A 23,900-nucleotide genomic window follows, 5' to 3' on the forward strand; every position below is an offset into this window, starting at 1 on the left:
ATGGCCGTGCGCTTCCTTCTCGACGGGGAGGTGGTGGAACTCGGCGAGGTCGACCCCGCCGCCACCCTGCTCGACCACTTGCGCTACCGCCTGCGCCGCACCGGCACCAAGGAAGGCTGCGCCGAGGGCGACTGCGGGGCCTGCACCGTGCTGGTGGGCGAGGCGCGGGCGGACACCGTGCTCTGGCGCGCGGTCAACGCCTGCATCCAGTTCCTGCCGATGCTCCACGGCAAGGCATTGAAGACCGTGGAGAGCCTGTCGCGCTGCGGCACGCTGGACCCGGTACAGGCCTGCATGGCGGCCAACGGGTCGTCGCAATGCGGGTTCTGCACGCCGGGTTTTGTCATGTCGCTGCACGGCAAGGCGCGCGGCGCGCTGGGCTGCGAGCTGCCCGTGGCCGACGTGCTGGCGGGCAATCTGTGCCGCTGCACCGGCTATGGCCCGATCCTCGCGGCAGGTGAGATGATCGAGACGATTGAAACAGCGGCTGCGGACGAACGCGAATTGGCTGCGCGTCTGCATGATATCGCGGGGGAGGGCGCCAGCGGCGAATGGCGCGGGCGCAAATGGTTCGCGCCGCGCAGCAGCGACGAACTCGCGCGCTTGCTGGCCGATCATCCAGAAGCGCGGCTGGTGGCCGGGGCAACCGATGTCGGCCTCTGGGTCACCAAGGGGCTGCGCGATCTTGGCGAGGTGATTTTCCTCGCCGACGTGGCGGACCTCGGCACGATCGCGGAGAGCGCCGAGGCGCTGACGCTCGGCGCTACCGTGCGTTATGCCGAGGCGCATGCGGCGATGGCCCGGCTGCATCCCGATCTGGGCGAACTGGTGCGCCGGATCGGCGGGCTTCAGGTGCGCAGCGCCGGGACCGTGGGCGGCAATATCGCCAACGGCTCGCCCATCGGCGACGGTCCGCCGGCGCTGATCGCGCTGGGCGCCGAGCTGACCCTGCGCTCGCTGGCGGGGCGGCGGACGATCCCGCTCGAGGCCTATTTCCTGGAGTACGGCAAGCAGGACCGCCGCGCGGGCGAGTTTGTCGAATCCGTGCGTATTGCGCGCCCCGGCCCGGACGCGGTGATCCATATCGCCAAGCTGTCGCGCCGGTTCGACAGCGACATTTCGGCGGTCTGCGGGGCGATCCATTTGACGGTGACCGGCGACCGGATAACCGCGGCGCGCGTGGCCTTCGGCGGCATGGCGGCAACACCTCGCCGCGCCGGGGCCTGCGAGGCGGCGCTGGTCGGGCAGCCGTTCAGCGAGGCCACGCTGGACGCCGCCGCCGAGGCGCTGCGCGGCGATTTCACCCCGCTCAGCGACGTGCGCGGTTCCGCCGCCTACCGGCTGGATGCCGCTGCCAACCTGTTCCGGCGGCTGTGGCTGCGCGAGCAGGGCGCTTGCGTGTCGGTGCTCGATCTGGAGGCCGGCCATGGCTGAGCGCGATCCTGCCTGGCAGGCCCGGGCACGGCCCGAAAACCCCCACGATTCCGCGCACCTCCACGTCACCGGCCAGGCCCGCTATGCCGACGATGCGCCCGAGCCTGCGGACATGCTCCACCTTGCCTTCGGGCAGGCGGGCGAGACGCGCGCGCGGATCGCCGCGATGGACCTTTCCGCCGTGCGCGCGGCGGAGGGCGTTGTTGCCGTCTATACCGCCGCCGACATTCCCGGCGACAACAACGTCGGCCCGGTCCGCCATGACGAGGGCCTGCTGGCGGACGGCGAAGTCCTGTTCCCGGGCCAGCCGCTGTTCCTCGTCGCGGCGACCAGCCAGCGCGCGGCCCGCAAGGCCGCGCGGCTCGGCAAGGTGGTCTACGAGACCCAGCCCGCCGTCGTCACCATCGCCGAGGCGCGCGCGGCGGGTAGCCGGATCGAGGCGACCCAGCGCATGGCGCGCGGCGATGCCGGCGCCGCGCTCGAGGCCGCGCCGCACCGCATCGCGGGCCGGTTCGCGATGGGCGGGCAGGACCATTTCTATCTCGAAGGCCATGTCTCGGTGGCGACGCCGGGCGAGGACGGGCAGGTCCATGTGCTGTGCTCCACCCAGCATCCGAGCGAGGTGCAGCACCTTGTCGCGCATCTGCTGGGGGTCTCGTCCGCCGATGTCACGGTGGAGGTGCGGCGCATGGGCGGCGGCTTCGGCGGCAAGGAAACCCAGGCCACCAGCTTTGCCGCCGCCGCCGCGCTGGTGGCGGTGAAGACCGGCCGCGCCGCCAAGTTCCGCGCCGACCGTGACGACGACATGGTGCTGACCGGCAAGCGCCACGAGTTCGAGGTCGCCTATGAGGCCGGTTTCGACGATGCCGGGCAGATCCTCGCGCTCTCGCTCCACCTCGCCTCGCGCTGCGGGGCGAGCGAGGACCTCTCGCCCGCGATCAACGACCGCGCGATGTTCCATGCCGACAATTGCTATTTCCTGCCCGATGTCGAGATCGTCTCGGAGCGGCTGAAGACCAACACCGTCTCGGCCACCGCGTTTCGCGGCTTCGGCGGGCCGCAGGGCATGCTGGCGATCGAGCGGATCATCGATCACGTCGCGCTGGCGCTGGGGCTGGACCCGCTCGATGTGCGCTGCGCCAACCTCTACGGCCCGGGGCGCGCGGTGACGCCTTACGGCATGACCGTGGCCGACAACATCGCGCCGGAGCTGATCGCGCAGTTGCGCCGCGATGCGGATTACGACGCCCGCGCGCGCGCCGTCGACGCCTTCAACGCCGCCAGCCCGGTCATCAAGAAGGGCATTGCCCTGACCCCGGTGAAGTTCGGCATCAGCTTCACCACCACCCATCTCAACCAGGCCGGCGCGCTGGTGCACGTCTATGCCGACGGCTCGATCCAGGTGAACCACGGCGGCACCGAGATGGGGCAGGGGCTCTACGTCAAGGTCGCGCAAGTGGTGGCGGACGTGTTCGCGGTGCCGCTTGCGCAGGTGCGCATCACCTCGACGCGGACCGACAAGGTGCCCAATACGTCGGCCACGGCGGCCAGTTCCGGCTCCGATCTCAACGGCATGGCGGCCTACAACGCGGCCAGGACCATCCGCGACCGGCTGACCGCATTCCTTGCCCGCATCCACGGCTGCGCCGCGCACGAGGTGGTGTTTTCCAGCGAAGGCGTGCTGGTGGGCGAGGAACGGCTGACGTTCGCCGAAGTCGCCCGCAAGGCGCACATGGGCCGCGTCTCGCTTTCCTCCACCGGCTTCTACGCCACGCCCGGCATCGCATACGACCGCGCCGCGCACCGGGGGCGGCCGTTCTACTACTTCGCCTACGGCGCGGCGGTGTCCGAAGTCGCCATCGACAGCCTGACCGGCGAGCACAAGGTGCTGGCGGTGGACATCCTGCACGACGTCGGCCGCTCGCTCAACGCGGCGGTCGACAAGGGGCAGATCGAGGGCGGTTTCCTGCAGGGGCAGGGCTGGCTGACCACCGAGGACCTGGTGTTCGACGGCAAGGGCCGCCTGCTCACCCATAGCCCGGCGACCTACAAGATCCCGACCGCGTCCGACCGCGCGCGCCATTTCACCGTCAGCCTGTGGGACGGCGAGAACGTGGAGCCGACGATCAACCGCTCCAAGGCGGTGGGCGAGCCGCCGTTCATGCTGGCGATCTCGGTGTTCTCGGCCCTCAACCGCGCGGTTGCCGCCACCGCGCCGGGCAAGCGGACGATGCCCGAGCTTGGCGCCCCGGCAACGCCCGAGCGGGTGCTGGCCGCGATCCGGGAGCTGGCCGCGCGATGACGCAGTGGACCGGTTGGCTGCGCAGGCTGCCGCAGGAGCCTTGCGCCCTCATCTCGGTGCTTGCCACCGAGGGGTCGGCGCCGCGCGGCGGCGGCACGCGCATGCTGGTGACGCAGGGCGGGCAGCAGGGCACGATCGGCGGCGGGCAGCTCGAATTCCGCGCCGCCGAGCAGGCGCGCGCGATCCTGGCGCTGCCGCCGGGGAGCTGGCGGGTGCAGGACTATCCGCTCGGCCCCTTGCTCGGCCAGTGCTGCGGCGGCCGGGTGCGGCTGCTGATCGAGCATCTCGATCCCGCCGCGCTGGACTGGCTGCACGATGCCGAGCCGGGGCGCATGCTGGTGACGACGCTGGCGCAAGGCGCGGTGCAGCGCGCGGTGTTCGTGCGCGAGACCGCGACCCATCAGTCCGCGCGCGGCGAGCGTCCGGGCATCGGCGCCCGCATCGCCGAGCCGGTGGGCGAGCGGCCGCGCCCGTTCTACCTGTTCGGCGCGGGCCATGTCGGGCAGGCGATCGCGCGGCACCTGACGGGCCTGCCGCTGCAGCTCGCCTGGTTCGACACCCGGCCCGAGCAGGCGCGGATCGACGGCGTTACCGTCATGGCCGAGGACACGATCGCCCACTGCATCGCCGAAGCGCCCGAGGATGCCGCCGTCGCCATTCTCACCCACGACCATCCGCTCGACTATCACCTGACGCTGGCCGCGCTCTCGCGTCCGCCGCTGGCGTTTGTCGGGCTGATCGGTTCGTCCACCAAGATCGCCCGCTTCGAGTCGCGGCTGAGGGCCGATGGCCTGGACGAGGCGGCGATCGCCCGCCTTACCGCGCCGATCGGCTTGCCGGGGGTGACGGGCAAGGAACCCGACGTGATCGCCATCGCCGTGATCGCGCAGCTGCTGCAATTGAGGAGTACCCGATGATCCGCGCCTTTCGCGGCGAAGTGCTGTCCGTGTCCGGCGATCCGCGCACCGACCCGCAAGCCGTGCGCCACGATACCGATGCCCTGCTCGTGGTCGAGGACGGCATCGTCATCGCGCGCGGGCCCCATGCCGATCTGGCGCCGCGTTACGGCGATGTCCCGGTCGAGGCATTGCCAGGCCTGATCGTGCCGGGCTTCATCGATGCGCACATCCACTACCCGCAGACCGACCGCATCGCCGCGCACGGCGAGCAGCTGCTCGACTGGCTGGAGCGGCACATCTTCCCGGCCGAACAGGCCTTTGCGGGCAGGGCCCATGCCGAGGGCGTGGCGGCCTTTTTCCTCGACGAACTGCTGCGGAACGGCACCACCAGCGCGCTGGTGTTCCCGACCGTGCACGAACAGTCCGTCGATGCCCTGTTCGAAGCCGCGCTGGAGCGGCGGATGCGTATCATTTCCGGCAAGGTCCTGATGGACATCGGGCCGGAGGGGCTGCGCGACACCGCCGCCTCGGGCCGGGCGGAGAGCGAGGCGCTGATCCGCCGCTGGCGGGGGCGCGGGCGGCTGGGTTATGCGGTGACGCCGCGTTTCGCGCTCACCTCGTCCGATGCCCAGCTGGCCGACGCCGGGGCCCTGCTGGCCGAGCATCCGGATGTGCTGATGCACACCCACCTGGCCGAAAACCGGCGTGAATGCGCCGAAGTGGAGGCGCGCTTCACCGCGGCGGCGGACTATCTGGACGCTTACGACCGGTTCGGCCTCGTCACCGCGCGCTCGGTCTTTGCGCATGGCATTCACCTCTCGGACCGCGCCTGCCACCGCCTGCACGAGAGCGGGGCGGGGATCGCCGTATGCCCCAGTTCCAACTTGTTCCTCGGCTCGGGTTTCTTCGATTTCGGGCAGGCCGACCGGCACGGCCTGCGCCTCGGCCTCGGCACCGACGTCGGCGCGGGGACGACGTTCTCGCTGCTGCACACCCAGGGCATCGCCTATCAGGCGGCGCTGATGAAGGGCGAGCGGCTCGATCCCTTCCGCGCGCTCTGGCTGGCGACGGCGGGCAGCGCCGCGCTGCTGCACATAGGAGACCGCGTCGGCAGCCTCGCGGTGGGGCAGGAGGCCGATTTTGTGGTGCTCGATCCACAGGCTACGCCGCTGCTGGCGCGCCGCACGCAGGGCGCGGACCTTGCGCAGCGGCTCTTCGCGTTGCAGGTGCTGGGCGACGACCGCGCCGTGCAGCGCACTTATCTGCTGGGCGACTGCGCCTGGAACAGGGACAAGACATGACCGACCTCGACACCTTTATCGCCGGCCTGCCCAAGGCCGAGCTTCACCTCCACATCGAAGGCAGCCTCGAGCCCGAGCTGATGTTTGCGCTGGCGGCGCGCAACGGCGTGTCGATCCCCTTCACCAGCGTCGAAGAGGTGCGCGCGGCCTACGATTTCTCGAACCTGCAGGACTTCCTCGACATCTACTATGCGGGCGCGCAAGTGCTGCTCACGCGGCAGGATTTCCAGGACCTTGCGGCGGCCTACTTCGCGCGCGCGGCGGCGGACGGGGTGGTCCATGCCGAGATCATGTTCGATCCGCAGACCCATACCGACCGCGGCGTCGCCTTTGCCGAAGTGATCGAGGGCCTGCTTGCGGCGATGGCGGCGGCCGAGGCGGAATACGGGATCACCAGCAGCCTGATCCTCTCGTTCCTGCGCCATCTTTCCGAGGAGGCGGCTTTCGCCACGCTGGCCGAGGCGGAGCCCTGGCTGGACCGGATCGCGGCGGTCGGGCTCGATTCCTCCGAGCTTGGTCATCCGCCCGAGAAGTTCGCCCGCGTCTTTGCCGCCGCGCGCGAAAAGGGGCTGAAAATCACCGCCCATGCCGGCGAGGAAGGCCCGCCCGACTATGTCCACCAGGCGCTCGACGTGCTGGGGGTCGACCGCATCGATCACGGCAACCGCGCGCTCGAAGACCCCGCGCTGGTCGAACGGCTGGCGCGCGAGGGCATGACGCTGACGGTCTGCCCGCTGTCCAATCACAAGCTCTGCGTGGTCGACGATCTGGCCGATCACCCGATCGACGCGATGCTGGCCCACGGCCTCAAGGCCACGATCAATTCCGACGATCCGGCCTATTTCGGCGGCTACGTGGCGGACAATTACCGCGCCGTTGCCAAGGCGCGCGGGCTGGACCGCGCGGCGCTGGCGAGGCTGGCGCGCAACAGTTTCACCGGCTCGTTCCTGCCGCAGGCGGCGGTGGCGGCGCAGCTTGCCCGCATCGACGCCTTCATGGCGGAGCACGGCTGATGGCGACGCTGTTTCGCGCGGTCCTGACGGCACTGCTGGCGCTGGCGGTGCCCATCGCGGCCCATGCGCAGGAGCCGAAGAAGAAAGTCATCATCGATGACGAGGGCTTCGCGCTGATGCACCTGATGCTGCTGGAGAGCGACAAGGTCGATGTCGTGGGCATCACCACCGTCTCCGGCAATACCTGGGCCAAGCGCGCCACCGCCATGGCCCTGCGCGGGCTGGAGATCGCCCGCCGCCCCGACGTGCCGGTGGCCGAGGGCGCGACCTATCCCTTGCTCAATTCCGAAGTGCTGACCGAGCGCTGGGAGGCGCTCTACGGCAAGCTGACGTGGAAGGGCGCGTGGATGAAGCAGTGGGTCGAGCCGACCAGGCAGTCGACGCCTGCCTATCATGGCCCCGACGACCCGGTGGACCTGCCCTGGGGCAATGCGAAGCTGAAGGCCTCGAGCGAGATCGCGGCGAACTTCCTGATCCGCATGGTCCACAAGTATCCCGGGCAGATCACCATCGTCGCCTGCGGGCCGCTCACCAACCTTGCGCTGGCACAGCGGCTGGACCCCGCGTTTGCCTCGCTGGCGGGGGAACTGGTCTACATGGGCGGCAGCCTCAATCCGCAGCAGCAGCTCGACAACGTCTCGGCCGCGCAGTTCGCGCGCGAATATGCCAATTCGCCGCGCCGCGAATTCAACGCCCGCTTCGATCCCGAGGCGGCCAGCATCGTCTCGCGCAGTCCCTGGCGCAAGATCACCGTGATCCCCGCCGACCCCTCGACGGGGACGCAGCTGACCCCCGAACTGGTCAAGGCGATGAGCGCCGCCGCCGCGCCCGAACTCGGCACGTTCATTGCCCGCATGGAGCCGGGCTTCCCGATGTGGGACGAGATCGCCGCGGGCGTGCTGCTCGATCCCGGCATGGTGAGCGAGGCGGAAGACCTCTACGTCGACTTCAACTCGCAGTTCGGCGCGGGCTACGGCGACATGCTGAGCTGGCGCGAGGGCTATCAGCCGGGTCTGGGCGAGCGCAAGGCGCGGGTCGTGCGCAAGATCGATGCCGCCCGGCTCGATGCGCTGATGGTGCGGCTGATGGCGAATAGCCGGAAATAGGCAGCCGGAAATAGGCATCCGAAAATAGGCGGGCCGGACAAGGTCCTGACCGGGGGCGCGGCAAAGCCCGCCGGTCAGGCCTGTAATTTCAGGACAGCCGTTCGGGAACCGACATCGCTTCCTCGATGATGGCATCGCGGGTGCCCACCGATTCCCACGGGAACACGAACCAGCGCTTGTCCTCGGCGCGGTCGATCATGTCGACCCACAGGTCCACTTCGACTTTCGAGCTCTTGTTGTTGATCAGCACGCCGAAGTGCAGGTTCTCCTGCACGCCACCGTTGCTGGCCAGCAGGCCGCGGATATACTCGATGGTGCCGCCCGAATCGTTGATGTCGTCGATGAACAGCACCCGGGTGCCGTTCGCGCTCATGCCCGCGATCTTGGCCAGCAGTTCGTCGGCAAAGCCGGGGACTTTCGACGAATGGTCGATCGAGAGCATCGGCAGGTCGAGCTGCTGCGACATGTAGACGGCGGGAACCAGCCCGCCGCGGCCGATGCCGATCACGAAATCGGGCTGCCACGCGCTCTCGGAGACCTTGCGCGAAAGCTGGCGGACCTTGGCGAGGAAGTCTTCGTAGTATTCGAGGAAATGGAGCTGGGGCTCGGCGGATTCGGACATTGTCGGAGTTCCTGAAGGGAGAGGTTGGAAAGGAAAATATCGGGTTCGCGGGCGCCGATCAATCGACGTGCGCGGGCATCTCGGCGGCTGGCCGGTTGCCGGCCGGCCGGTCGGCGGGCGCGTGGCCTGCCTGGGGACGTGTCGAGGCGGCATAGCTGAGCTGGCCGAAGCCGTTCTCGATCTCGCCCAGCACCAGCGCCGCCGCGTAGGACGGGGTGCGGGCAGACGCGGTGCACAGCGCCAGGGTCATCGGCCGCAGCAGCGGATCGGAAATGCGGGTGAAGTTGAGCAGTCCGCGCTGCACCTCGGTGGCGACGTCGAGCGAGGTCAATACGCCGACGCCGACCCCGCGCATGACCAGCGAGGTGATCATCTGGATGTTGTCGCTCATCACCTTGCGTTCGGGCACGACCCCGGTGGCGCCTTCGAGCACGGCGATCTGCTGGCACACCGCCAGGGGTTCGGCCGGGGCGATCATCGGTTCGCCCGCGCAGGCGGAAAACCGCGCCTCGCGCCGCGCGCCCAGCGGATGGCCGGGCGGGGTGAGGAAGCCGAGCACCACCTCGACAAAGGCGCGCACGGTCAGGTCGCGGTAGGAATGCGGCTCGAACAGGATGCCGAAGTCGACCTCGCCCTCGGCGATGGCGCGGCGCACCTGTTCGTTGCCCTGGACTTTCACGCCCACCGAAATGCCGGGATAGGCCTGCTGGATCGCGTGGATCATGTCGGGCACGTAACCCTTGGCGAGCGCGTCGATCACGGCGATGTCGACATGGCCGCGTTTCAGCCCGCGCAAGTCCTCGATCCGGGCGCGCAGGCTGGCCATGCCGTGCTGCCACTGGCTGCCGGAGGCCATCATCATCTCGCCCGCCGCGGTCAGCCGCAGGCCGGTGGGCAGGCGCTCGAACAGCGGCAGGCCGAGTTCGGCCTCGACGTTGAGGATCTGCCGGTCGATCGCCGAGGCGGAGACGTTGAGCTCGTCGGCCGCCTTGCGGATCGAGCCGAGCCTGCCCACGGCCATGAAATAACGGAGAAAACGCGAAAACGCCGGCATGCGACCGTGAACCTGCTCTAATTTTTGCAACGCTGCGTCGAAATCATTGCGTTTGCTCGCACCGAGTCAAGCCCTTACGCAAAGGGAAACGTCGAAAGGTGCGACTGGGGCAGCCATCCGGAACCTGCGGAATCTCCGCGTTTCGGGCGGCGGCCTGCGAGCGCACGATCGGCTCGGGGGCGCAAATTCCAAGGGGTTTCCCAACACTCTCAAAGAGTTCGCGCCCCCTCACGGGGTTCAGGGGTTCATGAGCACGATTCAATCGATTGCGTCCCGCATGAGGTGGAGGCTGGCCTGCGCGCTCGCGGTGCTGGCGGTGCTGTCCGCGGGAGCGTCCATGGCGCAGGCGTCGGAGCCGGCGGTGCCTGCCCTCCCCGTGGTGGCCCCGATTCCCGTCAAGGTCGTGGTGGTCGCCAATTTCGAACCCGGCGCCGATAGCGGCGATGCGCCCGGCGAATTCCAGCTCTGGGCCGAGCGGGAGCATCTCGACGAGAAGATCGCGGTGCGCGGCGTCCTGCATCCGCTGCTACGCAACAAGGACGGGCTCTACGGCATCGTCTGGGGCAGCGCCGGATCGCTGATGAGCGGCGTCGGCGAGCAGCTGACCGCGCTGACGCTCGACCCGCGTTTCGATTTCTCGAAGACCTACTGGCTGTTCACCGGAATTTCCGGGGTCGATCCCGAAGTGGCCTCGGTCGGCAGCGCGGCATGGTCGCGCTGGGTGGTCTCGGGCGATACCCTGCGCGAGTTCGACGACCGCGCGGCGCCCAAGGGCTGGCCTTACGGCCTCTTCGCGATCGGCGCCAAGGCCCCCAACCAGCTTCCCGACAATCCCGACAGCTTTGCCGGCATGACCGATGCGGGCGCCTTGTCGATGGCCGCGCCGCTCAACCGGGGGCTGGAGGGCTGGGCTTTCGGGATGACCAGGAACGTGGTCATCCCGGACAATCCCGAACTCGCCAAGGCGCGGGCGGCCTGGAAGGGCTATCCCAACGCCCAGAAGCCGCCGTTCGTGCTGGAGGGCGAGACGCTGGGCTCGGTGCGTTACTGGCACGGGCCGGAGCGCACGCAGTGGGCGCGGGACTGGGTGAAGCTGTGGACCGGCGGCAAGGGCCGGTTCGTGATGACCAACATGGAAAGCCAGTCGATGCAGGGCGCCATGCTCAATGCCGCGGCGCAGGGGCTGGTGGACCTCAACCGGGTGCTGGTGCTGCGCACGGCCAGCAATCCCTCGATGCCGCCGCCCGGCGTCGATGCCCTCGCCAGCGTCGGCGACGAGGGGCCGGGGCAAGTGGCGGCCTACGAGGCGAACTACCGCGTCGGCGCGCCGGTGGTGCATGAGCTGCTGGCGCACTGGGAGCAGTACAGGAACGAGATTCCCGGAGGCGCTGCGAAGTGAAGCGGCTGCTCGCCTCGATACTTCTGGCCGGTTCGGTACTGGCGTCTGCCCCGGCGGCGCGGGCCGACGCCGCCGGAGAGGCCCGCGCGGCCCGCGTGATGGATGCGCTGTCGGGCAATGCCGCGATGCTGCGCACGTTCCTTCAGGCGATGCCCAAGGGCGGCGATCTGCACAACCACCTCGGCGGCACGCCTTCGGCGGAGGACTGGCTGGGCTGGGCGGGCAAGGCGGGGTTCTGCGCCGGTGCCGATCTCGCGCTGGTGCCGCCGCCCTGCGCCGAGGCCGACAAGATCACCCGCTTGGCCAGCGACCGGCCGTTCGACTACGCGAAGCTGGTCGATCACCTCGGCACGCGCGGCTGGCAGCACGGGATCGGCGCGGACGATGTGTCCGGTCATACCCAGTTCTTCATCAGCTTCGACCGGTTCGGCCCTGCCGCGCGCGGGCAGATGGCGCAGGCGATGATGGTGGCGCTGCGCACGACCGCGGGCGATCACGGCCTCTATCTCGAACTCATGCACAATCCCGAGGTCATGATGGCCGCGATCCTCGCCGCGCCTGACGTGCCGCTCGGCGAGGCGGGGCTGGCCGCGCGCTATGCGCAGGAAGTGAAGGCGCTGGCGCCCGTCATCGCCCAGGCCCGCGCCGAACTGGACCGCGACGAGGCGACCGTGCGCAAGGGGCTCGCCTGCGGAACCGCCGCGGCCGACCCGGCCTGCGGGGTGGCGCTGCACTATCTCGCCAGCGGGTTCCGCGCGCTGCCGCCCGCGCAAGTGTTCCGCTCGCTGATCCTCTCCTTCGCGCTGGCCGATGCCGATCCGCGTTATGTCGGCATCAACCTGGTCCAGCCCGAGGACTGGCCGGTCGCCCTTCGCGATTACGACTTGCACATGGCGATGGTGCGTTTCCTTGCCGTCAAATATCCGCGCGTCCATCGCACCCTCCACGCCGGCGAACTGGCCTTCGGGCAAGTGCCGCCCGCGGCGATGAAGAACCATATGCGAAAGGCCATCGAGGCCGGGGCCGAGCGTATCGGCCACGGCAGCGGCATCGCCTATGAGGACAACGCGCCCGCCACCCTGCGCAAGATGGCTGCCGATCACATCGCGGTGGAGGTCAACCTCACCAGCAACGACGTGATCCTGGGCCTGAAGGGCGGAGCGCATCCGATCAATCTCTACCGCCGCTTCGGGGTGCCGGTGACGCTCTCGACCGACGATCAGGGCATCCTGCGCACCGACCTCACCAACGAATACGAGCGGGCCGTGCGCGAGCAGGGGCTGACGTACGCCGATCTCAAGAAAGTCGCACGCGACAGCCTGGAGTTCGGTTTCATGCCCGGCACCGGCCTCTGGCGCGATCGCCGCGCGGGCGAGCCGGTGGCGGCCTGCGCGGCCGGTTTTGCCGCGCCTGCCTGCCGCGCGTTGCAGGCAGGCAGCGAGAAGGCCGGCCTCGAAGCCGAACTCGAAGCGCGTTTCGACCGCTTCGAGGCAGGCATGGACGACTGGAATCCGGCGCCCAGCCCCCCATCGGAGGCTGCGCCCGGTACGAACGAATAAAAAACAAGGAATGGGTGCCCGGCGCGCCGCCACAGGACGTGCCGCAACAAGAATAAGCCCCATGGGAGAGGTGGGACACACACAAAGCGAATCCGGTCCGCATCAGGGGTGAGCGGCGCGGAATTCAGGGGGTTTGGCACGATGACCGCAACGAACAACAATGAGGTGATTTTCCGCTCGGCCATGAAGTACGGCAAGCGACGAGGGGCCCTGATGGGTCTCACGGCCGCGCTGCTGTGCGGATCGGCGATCGCTTCGCCCGCCTTTGCCGAAGACGCTCCGGCAGATCCGGCACCGACCGAGGAACCGGCCAAGGACATCGTCGTCACCGGCTCGCTCGGCGCGCTTCCGGTCGCCGATGTCGGCTCGGTGTTCGGGTTCGACAAGACCATCACCGAAACGCCGCGCTCGGCCTCGACGATCAGCAACGAGCAGATCGAACGCTTCGGCATCACGGATATCTACGATCTCGTCGCGCAGGCGCCGGGCACGTTCACCAACTCGTTCTTCGGGGTTGGCGGCGCGCTCGACATTCGCGGCACGCCGGGTGAAGTCTACTTCCGCGGCATGCGCCGCCTCGACAATCCGGGCAACTACCCGACCCCGATCGGCGCTTCGGACCGCATCGACATCGTGCGCGGTCCTGCCTCGCCGATCTACGGCCCGTCGAAGACCGGCGGCTACATGAACTTCGTGCCCAAGACCGCGCGCGTGGCGGGCGGTTCCTACCTCTCCGATCCCGAAGGCGAAGTGACCTTTACCGGCGGCTCGTGGGAGAAGGCCGATCTCAAGGCCGAAATCCGCGGTCCCGGCAAGATCGGCAGCCAGGAATTCGGCTACAGCCTGTTCGCCGAAGTGGAAGATTCCGGCAGCTACTACCGCAACATTTCCACCAAGAACACGGTGCTGCAGGCCGCTTTCGATACCGACTTCACGCCCAACCTGCGGCTGGAATTCGGCGGCATGTACCAGAACTTCAAGGGCGTGCAGAACGGCGGCTGGAACCGCCTGACGCAGGATCTGGTCGATCACGGCACCTACATCACCGGCGCCGCGCAATCGGTCGATGCCAATGGCGATGGCCAGATTTCCGCCAGCGAGTTCCAGGCGATCGGCAGCTTCGGCCCGTTCGGGGTGCCGGCCGCCTCGTTCACCGACGCGACCTTCACGGACACCTATCCCTGGATGGCGCTGACCAACACCGGCACCACCAAGCTCAGCCGCAAGGACGTGCTGGCGGGCAAGGACGACCGGCTCGATAACCGTGGCACCACCCTCTACGCGGACCTCATCTGGGATGGTGAGGACGACCTCCAGATCAAGAACCAGGCCTTCTACGACAGCTACGAGAACATCAACGAGAACGCCTACGGCTTCGCGCAATTCCACGATTCCTGGGTGTTCGAGGACAAGATTGTGCTCTCGAAGAAGTTCACCAGCGATATCGGCAAGTTCGCGTTCCAGGTCTCGCCCTCGATCCGCTACACCAAGTTCAAGCACGGTGACGATTTCGATTACGAATACTTCCACCGCGTCGACCTGACGGTGGGCTACAACGCCCTGTCGGACCGCCTGCTCGCCACCGAATGCCCGTTCAGCACCGAGGCCGGCTACACGGCGGCGGACTGCGGCTATTCGAACTACGTGACCGGCCACTATACCGACTACGCGCTGGCGGGCCTTGCCGATCTCGACTTCAACTTCGGCCTCGGCATCACGCTGGGCGGCCGCTACGACTACATCAAGGCCAAGTCGACCTACGACCCCACCAAGATGCTGGTCGCCCCCACGCTGGTCTCGGCCAGCAACAGCAAGGGCGCCTGGTCGTGGTCGGCCTCCGCCAACTACAAGCTGCCCTTCGGCGTGATCCCCTATGCCACCATCGCCCGCCAGTCGACGGTGATCGCCGGGCAGGGCGCCGAACTCTACGCGGGCGACGTCGCTGCCGGCACCTTCGTTTCGGCATCCAAGCTCTACGAAGGCGGCATCAAGGGCAGCTTCCTCGACGACCGGCTCTATGCGGCGCTGTCGGTCTACAAGCAGAAGCGTACCGACTACAACATCCAGTCGATCACCGTGAACCAGTCGGTGGAGACCAAGGGGCTCGAGGCCGAGGCGCGCTGGTCGGTCAACAAGCACCTGCTGGTGACCGGCGGCTACACCCGCACCAAGGTCTACAACCTGACCGCGATCGAGGACGGTTCGCTGTTCAGCTTCTTCGGCATCGAGGATCTGGTCAACGTCTCCGATCCCACGCTCTACCTCGGCGGCCAGCCGATCGGCCTCGTGCTGGTCGACAGCAAGGCGAAGTCGCGCCGCGCCGGTATCCCGACCAACCTCTACTCGCTGACGGCGACTTATGCTTTCGACATGGGCCTTGCGCTCAGCGCCAGCGCGGTGAAGGTGGATTCGGTCTATTCCGGCCAGTCGCAGGCGGTGAAGCTGCCGGCCTATACCAAGGTCGATCTCTCGGCCTCGTACGAGACCGGGCCGTGGCTCTTCCGCGTGGTGGTGAAGAACGCCACCAACGAGCGCTACTTCCGCGCCAACTTCACCGAACTGTTCGGCTCGACCATCGTGCTGCCGGAAACCCCGCGCAGCTGGCAGGGCTCGATCGTCTACAAGTTCTGATTTTTCCTCTTCCGGGGGCGCTTCCCTACTGGCGCCCCCGGTTCCCTTTTAGGCGCGTGCTCTTGATGATCCTTTCGAAGACATTTCCGGTGTTCCTGGCGGCCGCCGCGTTGGCGCTGGGCGCCGCCCCGACGCTTGCGGCTCCTGCCGTTCCCGACATTTCCGCCTGCCAGCCGGGCAAGCCCTGCGCGGCGCCGCTGCCGGTCAAAGTGGTGGTCGTCTCGCTGTTCGAGATCGGCAAGGACGAAGGCGATACGGCGGGCGAATTCCAGCTCTGGAAGGAACGCGCGCACCTCACCCAGCGCATTCCTTTCCCGCAGTCGTTCCATGACCTCTATTACAACCCGGAAACGCAGGTTCTGGGCATGGTGACCGGCGTCGGCACCGCGCGCTCGACGGCGGCGACGATGGCGCTCGGCCTCGATCCGCGCTTCGATCTGTCGAAGGCCTACTGGCTGGTGGCGGGCATCGCCGGGATCGACCCACAGGATGCCTCGATCGGCTCGGCGGCCTGGGCGCGCTATGTGGTCGATGGCGACCTGGCCCACGAGATCGACGCGCGCGAGATCCCCAAGGACTGGAAAAGCGGCTATTTCCCGCGCCACCTCAAGGGCCCGAACGACACCACCACGCCGATCGATACTTCGGGCGGCGAAGTCTACCAGATCAACCCCAAACTGGTCGGCTGGGCGTTCAAGCTGACCAGGGACGTCAAGCTGCCCGACAGCGACGCGATCCGCACCGAACGCATGCGCTTCACCGGCTATCCCAACGCGCAGAAGCCGCCGTTCGTGCTGGAGGGCGAGACGCTTTCGGCGATGACCTTCTGGCACGGCAAGCTGCTGACCGACTGGGCCAACGACTGGGTGCATTACTGGACGCAAGGCAAGGGCGAATTCGTGACCTCGGCCATGGAAGACACCGGCGTGCTTCAGGCGATGACCTACCTCGACCGGATCGGCCGCGCGCAGAAGGACCGCGTGCTCGTCCTGCGGGCCGGTTCCAACTACACGATGCCGCCGCCGGGCGTGGATGCCGCCTCCTACCTGCTGCGCGAGAACGAGGGGTATGCCGGGCTCGAAGCCTCGGTGGAGAGCCTCTACGTGGTCGGCTCCAAGGTCGTCGATGCCTGGCTGAAGAACTGGGATACCTACAAGGATACCCCGCCGGAATGATCAGTTAGGGGGAAGGCTGGCGGCGATCGTCTCCAGTATCGCCGCCAGCTTTTCCGCTTCGTCCGCGCTGCCGGGATGGACCGGCGCGCGGATGAAACCCAGGCGCCGCGTCAGGCCGAAATCCCTCACTTCGGCCGTCGCCGTCCCTTCCGGGGCCAGCGAGCGCGGCGCCACCGTTATGCCAAGGCCCGCCGCGACCATGCGCAGGCAGCGGTCCTCGTTCTCGCTGCGCAGGGCAAAGCGCGGGCGCACCCCGGCATCGGTGAAGAAGCGGCTGGTGCGTTGCAGCGCCTCGCAGGAGCGGCGGGCGATCATGATCTCGCTGGCGAGGTCCCCGGCTGCCAGTTCGGCGGTTCCGGCCAGCGGGTGGCGCGCCGCCATGACCACGACATAGGGTTCCTCCAGCAGCGGCGTGACTTCCGGCCGGTTTTCGGCCCCGTTTTCGGATTTGCCCAGCAGGGTGAGGGCAAGCTGGATCTTGCCGCTGGCCAACTGGCCGCGCAGGTCGTGGTCGTTGCCCTCCACCAGTTCCACGCCGTAGTGCTCGGCCAACTGCGCGGCGATGGCTTGCAGCATCGAGCCGCAGATCGTCGGGATCACCCCCAGCTTGAGGTCCGGCCAGGGCTGCTCGGGATAGGCCGAGGCCTTGGCGAACTGGTCGGCGCGGCGGAAGCCGGCTTCCAGGTCGCGGGCGATGGGCAGGAAGGCGCCGCCCGGCTCGGTCAGGCGGACATGGCGCCGGTCGCGCACGAACAGCGCAGAGCCCACCAGACGCTCCAGTTCGGCGATGGCGGTGGAGACGGTGGGCTGGGTCACATGCAGCCGCGCCGCTGCCTGCTTGAAGCTGCCGGAATCGGCCACGGCCAGGAAATGCCGGATGTGGGCGCGCTTTATCATTGGTAAAATCTATTCAAGGATCCTGTAAGTTTCAATTTGTTTGAACCTGAGGCTTTCGATAGTTTCGTCCGCAAAGGCCGCAAGGACGCGCCGTGGAATTTTGGGAAGACGACATGAAAGCCACCCCCGACTTCGACTTCGCACTGGGCGAAAGCGCCGGGATGATCCGCGAAAGCGTCGCCCGCTTCGCCGACGAGCAGATCGCGCCGCTGGCTGCGAAGATCGATGCCGAGGACCGGTTCCCGCGCGAACTCTGGCCCGCGATGGGCGAACTCGGCCTGCACGGGCTGACGGTGGAGGAAGAGTGGGGCGGCACCGGGCTCGGCTATCTGGAGCATGTGATCGCGGTGGAGGAAGTCAGCCGTGCCTCGGCCTCGGTGGGCCTGTCCTACGGCGCCCATTCGAACCTCTGCGTCAACCAGATCCGCCGCTGGGGCAATGACGCGCAGAAGGCGGCGTACCTGCCGAAGCTGATCTCGGGCGAGCATGTGGGCAGCCTCGCCATGTCCGAAGTCGGCGCCGGGTCGGACGTCGTCAGCATGAAGTTGCGCGCCGACGCCGTAGAGGGTGGGTTCCGCCTCAACGGCACCAAGTTCTGGATCACCAACGGCACCTGTGCCGATGTGCTGGTGGTCTATGCCAAGACCGATGCCGAGGCCGGATCGAAGGGCATCACCGCCTTCCTGATCGAGAAGGACATGCCCGGTTTCTCGATCGGCCAGAAGATCGACAAGCTGGGCATGCGCGGCTCGCCCACCTGCGAACTGGTGTTCGACGATTGCTTCGTGCCTGCCGGGAACGTGATGGGCCCGCTCAACGGCGGCGTGAAAGTGCTGATGAGCGGCCTCGACTACGAGCGCGTGGTGCTGGCCGGCCTCCAGATCGGCATCATGCAGGCCTGCCTCGACACTGTGATCCCCTATGTGCGGGAACGCCGCCAGTTCGGCAGCGCCATCGGCACGTTCCAGCTGATGCAGGCGAAAGTGGCGGACATGTACGTCGCGCTGCAATCGGCGCGGGCCTATGTCTATGCGGTGGCGCGCGCCTGCGACGCCGGGCAGACCACCCGCTTCGATGCGGCCGGGGCGATCCTGCTCGCCAGCGAGAACGCCTTCCGCGTCGCGGGCGAGGCGGTGCAGGCGCTGGGCGGGGCGGGCTATACCAGGGACTGGCCGGTCGAACGTTATCTGCGCGATGCCAAGTTGCTGGATATCGGCGCGGGCACCAACGAGATCCGGCGGATGCTGATCGGGCGGGAACTGATCGGGGCTTAAGGTAAAAGAGAGAAGTCCTGGGGGATGATCCCCCAGACCCGCATAATGTCTTCGTTGCGCCTCGCCAAACTGTCGTGCGCTCCTTGCGGCGCAGCCAATAAGTCTCCCGACGCCGCCATGGGTGCGCTGCGCAGTTGGTCGGCCTGACCCAGACGGTATCGGGGGTGCAGGGGGGCTCTGCTCCCCTGCTTTCTCTTATCCTTGCTTCACCCGAAGCAACCCCTCTTGCGCCACACTCGCCACCAGAGTCCCGTCGCGCGAATAGATCGCCCCGCGTGCGAAGCCGCGGGCGTGGCCGGACCAGGGGCTGTCCATCGCATAGAGCAGCCAGTCGTCGATGGGCGGGGTCTGGTGGAACCAGATCGTGTGATCGAGGCTGGCGCCGGAGACGCCGGGCGAGAAGAAGCCCATGCCGTGCGGCATCAGCGCGGTGGAGATCAGCGCGAAGTCGCTGGCGTAGGCAAGGACGACGCGCTGCATCACCGCATCCTCGCCCATCGGCGCGGCCATGCGGAACCACTGGTTGCGCTGCGGCAGATCGCGCTCGCCGGTTCCGGGGGGCGCGGGCGGGCAGGGCCGGATCTCGAAGGCAGCGAGGCGTTCGAGCAGGAAGCCGGGCAGCTTCTGCCCGGCGGCGGCGAGCGCGGTCTTGAAGTCCGGGCACTGTTCGGGCGCGGGTACTAGCGGCATCGGCACCGCGTGGGCGAGCCCCTCTTCGGGCCGGTGGAACGAGGCGGCGAGGTTCAGGATCGGTTTGCCGCCCTGCATGGCGACGACACGGCGATTGGAGAAGCTGTTGCCGTCGAAATCGGGCAATACGCGGTAGACGATCGGCCGTCCGGCATCGCCCGCGCGCAGGAAGTAGGCGTGGAGCGAGTGGGCTTGCCGGTCGGGGGCGATGTCCCGCGCGGCGGCGGCCAGCGCCTGCGCCACCACCTGACCGCCATAGACGCGGCCCGGCTGCGGCGAGACGGCGCCGCCGCGGAAGATGCCGGTATCGATTTCCTCGACCGTGAGCAGGCCGATCAGGTCGGCGACGGCCGCTTCACGCACCGGCAGGGCCTTTCACCGGCTTCACCGGCGAGCCTTCCAGCCAGGCGAGCGACTGGCGTTCGATCGAGAGCATTTCCTCCAGCGTCTGGTCGATCGCGGTGCGCTGCTGGCGCAGTTCCTCGATCCGGTCGCGGATGCGGGAGAGCAGGGCGCGGACCTGCTCCTGATGCTCCGGGTCGACGTCGTAGAGGTCGAGGAATTCCTTGATCTCGCGGATCGAGAAACCCAGCCGCTTGCCGCGCAGGATCAGCTGCATGCGGCCCATCTCGCGCTTCGAATAGATGCGGGTGGTGCCCGCGCGGTGCGGCGCGATCAGGCCCTTGTCCTCGTAGAAACGCAAGGTGCGCATGGTCACGCCGAGCTGCGTGGCGGCTTCCTGGATGCCGAGCATGTCGGTGCCGGGACCGGTTTCGGGCACCGGTGCCCCTTCGGCACTGCCGTCCAGCGCTGCCCCCGCGCCGTTCATGCAGCCTCACCCGAAGCGGCGCGCCGGGCGGCCTCTTCCTCGACCAGTTCCTTCTTGGAAAGCTTGCCGACCAGCGTCTTGGGCAGGCTGTCGCGGAATTCGATGGAGCTGGGCATTTCGATCTTGTTCAGCCTTTCGCGCAGGAACGCCATGAGCGTGTCCTGATCCAGAACATCGCCCGGGTGCAGCGCCACGAAGGCCTTGGGGCTCTGCCCGCGATAGGCGTCGGGAACGCCGATCACGATCGCCTCGTGGACCATCGGATGCTCGTAGAGCGCATCCTCGATGATCCGTGGATAGACGTTGTACCCCCCGCACAGGATCATGTCCTTGATCCGGTCGACCAGGAACAGATAGCCGTCTTCGTCGAGATAGCCAATGTCGCCCGTGCGCAGGGCGCCGAAGATGAAGGTCTTGTCCGATTCCTCGGGGCGGTTCCAGTAGCCCGCCATGACCTGCGGTCCGCGCGCGCAGACTTCGCCGCGCTCGCCCGGGCCGAGAATCCGGTGGGTATTGTCGGGATCGCGGATCTCCAGCACGGTGCCGGGGAAGGCGGGGCCGCAGGAGTTGTTCTTGACCAGACCCTCGAGCGGGTTGCAGGCGATGATCGGCGAGGCTTCGGACAGGCCGTAGCCTTCCACCACGCGCACGCCGGTGCGCTGCTCGAATTTCTGGCGCACTTCCAGCGGCAGCGGCGCGCCGCCCGAGATGCACACGCGCACATTGTCGAACTCGCCGTGGAGGTCCTGGTTGTTGAGCGCGGTGTAGAGCGTGGGCACGCCGAAGAACTGCGTGGGCCTGGTGCGCCGCGCGGTGGCGAGGAACGACTTCATCTCGAAGCGCGGCAGCAGGATCATCTCGGCGGCGGTATCCACCGAGTAGTTGAGCACCGTGGTCAGCGCAAAGACGTGGAACAGCGGCAGGACGCCGAGCGTGCGCTCCTGGTGGTCGGGCATGTGGCCGACATGGGCGCACATCTGCGCGGAATTGGCGGCAAGGTTGGCGTGGGTGAGCATCGCCCCCTTGGGCACGCCGGTGGTGCCGCCGGTGTACTGCAGCACCGCAAGGTCCTGCGGATCGCGCGCGACCGGGTCGGGATCGGCATTGCGGGCGATGAGGTCGGCATAACGCACGAAGCGCAGGTCGTGCGGCTCATGCGCGATGTCCTTGCGCTTGAGCAGGCGATAGGCGCGGCCCTTGAGCTTGGGCAGGGCATCGGCGATCGGGCAGACCACCACGCGCTTGAGGCTGCCGCAGGCGGCGCCGACCAGCGGCTCGATCTTGGGCAGCGAGAGCGCCAGGTCGGAGGCGATGATGATCTCGGCGCCCGAATCCTTCACCAGATGCGCCATCTCGCGCTCGGTGTAGAGCGGGTTGAAGTTCACCACGATGCCGCCGATGCGCAGGATCGCGAAGTAGCAGATCACGTAATAGGGCGTGTTCGGCAGGCACAGGCCGACGCGCGTGCCCTTGACCACGCCGAGGTCCTGAAGGCCCCGCGCGGCGCGCCGCGCGAGGTCTCCGACTTCGGCATAGGACCACTTGCGGCCCATGAAGTCGATCGCCGGCCAGGCGCCGTGGACGTCCACGGCATGGTCCAGCAGATCGGTAAGCAAGCGCGGCGCGATCGGCGGCATTTCGTCCGGCGTGTAAGAGGGGAGTTGCGTTTCCAAGGTGCCTCCTGTCGCGGGAGTGTTGCTGTCGATCGTCGCCACGGATGTCATCAGAAGCTCACCCGGGCACCAAGCGAGAAGACCATGGCATAGGCGTCCTGCAGCGAGCCGTTGGTGAGGACCGGTGTCTGCGCGGCGGTGCCGACATAGGCGGCGGTCACGCGGTCGATCGGGGCATCCTTGAAGGTGATGTACGAGGCGGCCGCGTCGATCGCGATCTTGCTGCTGAGGTTATAGGTGGTGCCGGCCGAGAAGTTCCAGCGGTTGCTGTCGGGCACGCGGGCGTCACGGTTTCCATCCTGGGTCGGGGTCTCGCCGTACTGGATGCCGCCGCGCAGGGTCCACTTCGGGCTCAGGTCATAGTCGAGGCCGAAGGCGTAGGAGAAGCCGTCCTTGTAGTTCTCGGGGATCGAGCTGTTGAGCGGCGAACCGAGGTCGATGGTGTCGAACTTGCTCCAGCCATAGGCCACGACCTGGGCGTTGAGGGTCAGCTGCTTGGTGGCCTTGACGCGGGCCGACATGATCGCCTGCCAGGGCGTGCTGAACTCGGCCGTGGTGTCGAGCGACATGTTGTTGCCGGCCAGCGGGCCGAGCAGGCCGTCGATGGTCAGCGAACCTTTCAGCTTGTGCTTGACCGCCGACTTGTAGGCGACGCCGATCGAGGCCGGGCCGTTGTGGTACTGGGCGCCGACCGACCAGCCGAGATCCCAGCCGCTGCCCTTGAGCTGCTGATGGCCGTCGGCCAGCAGCGGCGAGAGGTTGGGCAGGTAGTTGCCGAGGGTGGCGCTGACATGCTCGACGTTGAGCGCGGCGCCGAGGTAGAGGCCCTCGACCGGCTGGAAGGCGACGCTCGGCTGGATGTCGATGGTGCGCAGCTTGGTCTTGTCGGCCGAATAGCGGGCCCAGCTGTCGGAATCGTAGTTGGTGGTGAACGAGTAGGGCGAGGTGACGGTGAGGCCGAAGGCGACCTTGCCGAAGCCGTAGGCCACCGCGCCCGAGGGCAGCACGCCGTTGTCGATCGGGTTCTTGGACACGGCATTGCCGCCGACCGAGGCCGGGGTCTGGCCCGGGCGCACGATCAGGGTGCCGTCATCGACGACCTTGCCGCGCGGCAGGATGGCGCTGGCGTGGATCGCGGCCTGGCCGCCGTCGAGGCCGCCGATCGCGGCGGGGTTCCACCACAGCGAATCCACGCCGGTATCGGCCGCTTCGCCCGAGAAGGCGCGGCCCTGGGCACGCACCGACTGTTCCTGAAGGTAGAAGGCCTGGGCATGCGCGGCGCCGGCCATGCCGAGCGCCAGTACCGATGCCGTGCCTGCGAGCACGATGCGGCCCGTGAACTTGTGCATTATCGTCTCCCTAAATCTTTGTTCCCTGAAGCTTTTTAGAATTCCTGTCACGCGTCAGGGGCGCGTGACGGTACAGTTTTTCATCGTGGTTCCGCGGTCCCGGCGATCGCCGCGATCAGGGAATGCGTGTCCAGGTCTGGGTCTTGCACAGAGGCCAGACGATGCAGCCCTTCAGCTTGAGGGTGTTGGCGTCCACCGGCGTGATCGTCGCCTTGTAGGTGCCGCCGTCCTCGGGATTGTAGATCTGGCCGTTGACCCACTCGTTGCCCTGGCGCTTGAAGCCGCCGACCATCTGCAGGCCCTTGACCTTGCGGGTGCGCTGGCTGGCGTCCTTGTTGTTCACGTCGCGCAGGTCCGGATTGGCCTTGATGCCGTCCGATTCGACGATGCGGCCACAGACCGATTCGCCGCAGCGCGCAAGCTCGATGACGCCGTGCTTCGAAGGCGTGCGCCACTTGCCGACGACCTGGTCGGGATTGGCGGCAAACGCCGGATTCATGAGCACGACAGCGGCAACCAGCGCCGTCCCCACGGGTTTCCAAAGTCTCATGAGCGACCTTTCCATCATCTCTCCAATTCGTACCTTCTGTACCCCGAGGGCAGCGCCCTTAGGGTGAGGTGTCCCGAAGTCGTAACCGAAAATTTGCTTGACGTATAGGGAAAGAATTGCACCCTTAGGGAAGAACGGTGACG

19 protein-coding genes are annotated in these 23,900 nt (G+C 67.7%); 11 read left to right on the forward strand and 8 right to left on the reverse strand.

What is annotated here, in order from left to right; genetic code table 11:
* From xdhA to CA833_RS11100, 6 genes are read left to right on the forward strand one after another with little or no spacing between them, the layout of a single operon-like run.
* Complete coding sequence (gene xdhA / locus CA833_RS11075; RefSeq protein WP_207078058.1) at nucleotides 1–1,434, forward strand: xanthine dehydrogenase small subunit; 1,434 nt, start codon at nucleotides 1–3, stop codon at nucleotides 1,432–1,434.
* Nucleotides 1,427–3,736 carry a xanthine dehydrogenase molybdopterin binding subunit gene (xdhB, locus tag CA833_RS11080; protein ID WP_207078059.1) on the forward strand — a complete coding sequence of 770 codons (2,310 nt, stop codon included), beginning with the start codon at nucleotides 1,427–1,429 and terminating at the stop codon, nucleotides 3,734–3,736. Before xdhA ends, xdhB begins: the two co-directional genes overlap by 8 nt.
* A complete protein-coding gene (gene xdhC, locus CA833_RS11085) occupies nucleotides 3,733–4,653 on the forward strand; it encodes a xanthine dehydrogenase accessory protein XdhC (RefSeq protein ID WP_207078060.1) in 921 nt (306 codons plus the stop codon). The genes xdhB and xdhC overlap by 4 nt, the downstream gene beginning before the upstream one ends.
* A complete protein-coding gene (gene guaD / locus CA833_RS11090; RefSeq protein ID WP_207078061.1) occupies nucleotides 4,650–5,936 on the forward strand; it encodes a guanine deaminase in 1,287 nt (428 codons plus the stop codon). Before xdhC ends, guaD begins: the two co-directional genes overlap by 4 nt.
* Nucleotides 5,933–6,949, forward strand: coding sequence for an adenosine deaminase (locus CA833_RS11095; RefSeq protein ID WP_207078062.1), 1,017 nt, complete (start codon nucleotides 5,933–5,935; stop codon nucleotides 6,947–6,949). Before guaD ends, CA833_RS11095 begins: the two co-directional genes overlap by 4 nt.
* Nucleotides 6,949–8,055 (forward strand): nucleoside hydrolase, encoded by a 1,107-nt coding sequence (locus tag CA833_RS11100; RefSeq protein WP_207078063.1) that lies wholly within the window; start codon nucleotides 6,949–6,951, stop codon nucleotides 8,053–8,055. The genes CA833_RS11095 and CA833_RS11100 overlap by 1 nt, the downstream gene beginning before the upstream one ends.
* Before the next feature lie 88 nt (nucleotides 8,056–8,143).
* Here the strand turns inward: CA833_RS11100 and CA833_RS11105 are convergent, their stop codons facing one another.
* Nucleotides 8,144–8,677, reverse strand: coding sequence for a phosphoribosyltransferase (locus CA833_RS11105; protein WP_142635303.1), 534 nt, complete (start codon nucleotides 8,675–8,677; stop codon nucleotides 8,144–8,146).
* Between the two features lie 58 nt (nucleotides 8,678–8,735).
* Nucleotides 8,736–9,731: a LysR family transcriptional regulator gene (locus tag CA833_RS11110; RefSeq protein ID WP_207078064.1), complete on the reverse strand. Its 996-nt coding sequence runs from the start codon at nucleotides 9,729–9,731 to the stop codon at nucleotides 8,736–8,738.
* Nucleotides 9,732–10,008: 277 nt separating this feature from the next.
* On the opposite strand from CA833_RS11110, the gene CA833_RS11115 reads away from it, so the two are divergent.
* The 4 genes from CA833_RS11115 (at nucleotide 10,009) to CA833_RS11130 (ending at nucleotide 16,495) form a co-directional block, all read left to right on the forward strand.
* Entirely contained in the window at nucleotides 10,009–11,130 is a 1,122-nt protein-coding gene (locus CA833_RS11115; protein WP_207078065.1) for a purine nucleoside permease, read from the forward strand.
* Nucleotides 11,127–12,689 (forward strand): adenosine deaminase, encoded by a 1,563-nt coding sequence (locus tag CA833_RS11120; protein WP_242526040.1) that lies wholly within the window; start codon nucleotides 11,127–11,129, stop codon nucleotides 12,687–12,689. Before CA833_RS11115 ends, CA833_RS11120 begins: the two co-directional genes overlap by 4 nt.
* Before the next feature lie 141 nt (nucleotides 12,690–12,830).
* Complete coding sequence (locus tag CA833_RS11125) at nucleotides 12,831–15,320, forward strand: TonB-dependent siderophore receptor (protein WP_207078066.1); 2,490 nt, start codon at nucleotides 12,831–12,833, stop codon at nucleotides 15,318–15,320.
* Between the two features lie 65 nt (nucleotides 15,321–15,385).
* Entirely contained in the window at nucleotides 15,386–16,495 is a 1,110-nt protein-coding gene (locus CA833_RS11130; protein ID WP_207078067.1) for a purine nucleoside permease, read from the forward strand.
* Here the strand turns inward: CA833_RS11130 and CA833_RS11135 are convergent, their stop codons facing one another.
* Nucleotides 16,496–17,392 (reverse strand): LysR family transcriptional regulator, encoded by an 897-nt coding sequence (locus CA833_RS11135; RefSeq protein ID WP_207078068.1) that lies wholly within the window; start codon nucleotides 17,390–17,392, stop codon nucleotides 16,496–16,498.
* A gap of 113 nt (nucleotides 17,393–17,505) precedes the next feature.
* Here CA833_RS11135 and CA833_RS11140 point away from each other — a divergent pair, with 113 nt between their 5' ends.
* Complete coding sequence (locus CA833_RS11140; protein ID WP_207078069.1) at nucleotides 17,506–18,666, forward strand: isovaleryl-CoA dehydrogenase; 1,161 nt, start codon at nucleotides 17,506–17,508, stop codon at nucleotides 18,664–18,666.
* Nucleotides 18,667–18,861: 195 nt separating this feature from the next.
* Here the strand turns inward: CA833_RS11140 and CA833_RS11145 are convergent, their stop codons facing one another.
* From CA833_RS11145 to CA833_RS11165, 5 genes are all read right to left on the reverse strand, one after another.
* Nucleotides 18,862–19,719, reverse strand: coding sequence for an acyl-CoA thioesterase II (locus CA833_RS11145; protein ID WP_242526041.1), 858 nt, complete (start codon nucleotides 19,717–19,719; stop codon nucleotides 18,862–18,864).
* Nucleotides 19,712–20,110: a MerR family DNA-binding transcriptional regulator gene (locus CA833_RS11150; protein ID WP_207080061.1), complete on the reverse strand. Its 399-nt coding sequence runs from the start codon at nucleotides 20,108–20,110 to the stop codon at nucleotides 19,712–19,714. Before CA833_RS11150 ends, CA833_RS11145 begins: the two co-directional genes overlap by 8 nt.
* A gap of 71 nt (nucleotides 20,111–20,181) precedes the next feature.
* A complete protein-coding gene (locus CA833_RS11155; protein ID WP_142637855.1) occupies nucleotides 20,182–21,822 on the reverse strand; it encodes a long-chain fatty acid--CoA ligase in 1,641 nt (546 codons plus the stop codon).
* Nucleotides 21,823–21,908: 86 nt separating this feature from the next.
* Nucleotides 21,909–23,207, reverse strand: coding sequence for an OmpP1/FadL family transporter (locus CA833_RS11160; RefSeq protein WP_207078070.1), 1,299 nt, complete (start codon nucleotides 23,205–23,207; stop codon nucleotides 21,909–21,911).
* Between the two features lie 115 nt (nucleotides 23,208–23,322).
* Nucleotides 23,323–23,757 (reverse strand): DUF2147 domain-containing protein, encoded by a 435-nt coding sequence (locus tag CA833_RS11165; RefSeq protein ID WP_142635280.1) that lies wholly within the window; start codon nucleotides 23,755–23,757, stop codon nucleotides 23,323–23,325.
* Nucleotides 23,758–23,900 lie beyond the last annotated feature (143 nt).

The organism is Novosphingobium sp. KA1, from assembly GCF_017309955.1.
GTDB lineage: Bacteria > Pseudomonadota > Alphaproteobacteria > Sphingomonadales > Sphingomonadaceae > Novosphingobium.

Coding starts and splice junctions, on each gene's coding strand:
- xdhA (WP_207078058.1), top strand. CDS start 1: ATGGCCGTGCGCTTCCTTCTCGACGGGGAGGTGGTGGAACTCGGCGAG.
- xdhB (WP_207078059.1), top strand. CDS start 1,427: ATGGCTGAGCGCGATCCTGCCTGGCAGGCCCGGGCACGGCCCGAAAAC.
- xdhC (WP_207078060.1), top strand. CDS start 3,733: ATGACGCAGTGGACCGGTTGGCTGCGCAGGCTGCCGCAGGAGCCTTGC.
- guaD (WP_207078061.1), top strand. CDS start 4,650: ATGATCCGCGCCTTTCGCGGCGAAGTGCTGTCCGTGTCCGGCGATCCG.
- CA833_RS11095 (WP_207078062.1), top strand. CDS start 5,933: ATGACCGACCTCGACACCTTTATCGCCGGCCTGCCCAAGGCCGAGCTT.
- CA833_RS11100 (WP_207078063.1), top strand. CDS start 6,949: ATGGCGACGCTGTTTCGCGCGGTCCTGACGGCACTGCTGGCGCTGGCG.
- CA833_RS11105 (WP_142635303.1), bottom strand. CDS start 8,677: ATGTCCGAATCCGCCGAGCCCCAGCTCCATTTCCTCGAATACTACGAA.
- CA833_RS11110 (WP_207078064.1), bottom strand. CDS start 9,731: ATGCCGGCGTTTTCGCGTTTTCTCCGTTATTTCATGGCCGTGGGCAGG.
- CA833_RS11115 (WP_207078065.1), top strand. CDS start 10,009: ATGAGGTGGAGGCTGGCCTGCGCGCTCGCGGTGCTGGCGGTGCTGTCC.
- CA833_RS11125 (WP_207078066.1), top strand. CDS start 12,831: ATGACCGCAACGAACAACAATGAGGTGATTTTCCGCTCGGCCATGAAG.
- CA833_RS11130 (WP_207078067.1), top strand. CDS start 15,386: ATGATCCTTTCGAAGACATTTCCGGTGTTCCTGGCGGCCGCCGCGTTG.
- CA833_RS11135 (WP_207078068.1), bottom strand. CDS start 17,392: ATGATAAAGCGCGCCCACATCCGGCATTTCCTGGCCGTGGCCGATTCC.
- CA833_RS11140 (WP_207078069.1), top strand. CDS start 17,506: ATGAAAGCCACCCCCGACTTCGACTTCGCACTGGGCGAAAGCGCCGGG.
- CA833_RS11150 (WP_207080061.1), bottom strand. CDS start 20,110: ATGCTCGGCATCCAGGAAGCCGCCACGCAGCTCGGCGTGACCATGCGC.
- CA833_RS11155 (WP_142637855.1), bottom strand. CDS start 21,822: ATGCCGCCGATCGCGCCGCGCTTGCTTACCGATCTGCTGGACCATGCC.
- CA833_RS11160 (WP_207078070.1), bottom strand. CDS start 23,207: ATGCACAAGTTCACGGGCCGCATCGTGCTCGCAGGCACGGCATCGGTA.
- CA833_RS11165 (WP_142635280.1), bottom strand. CDS start 23,757: ATGAGACTTTGGAAACCCGTGGGGACGGCGCTGGTTGCCGCTGTCGTG.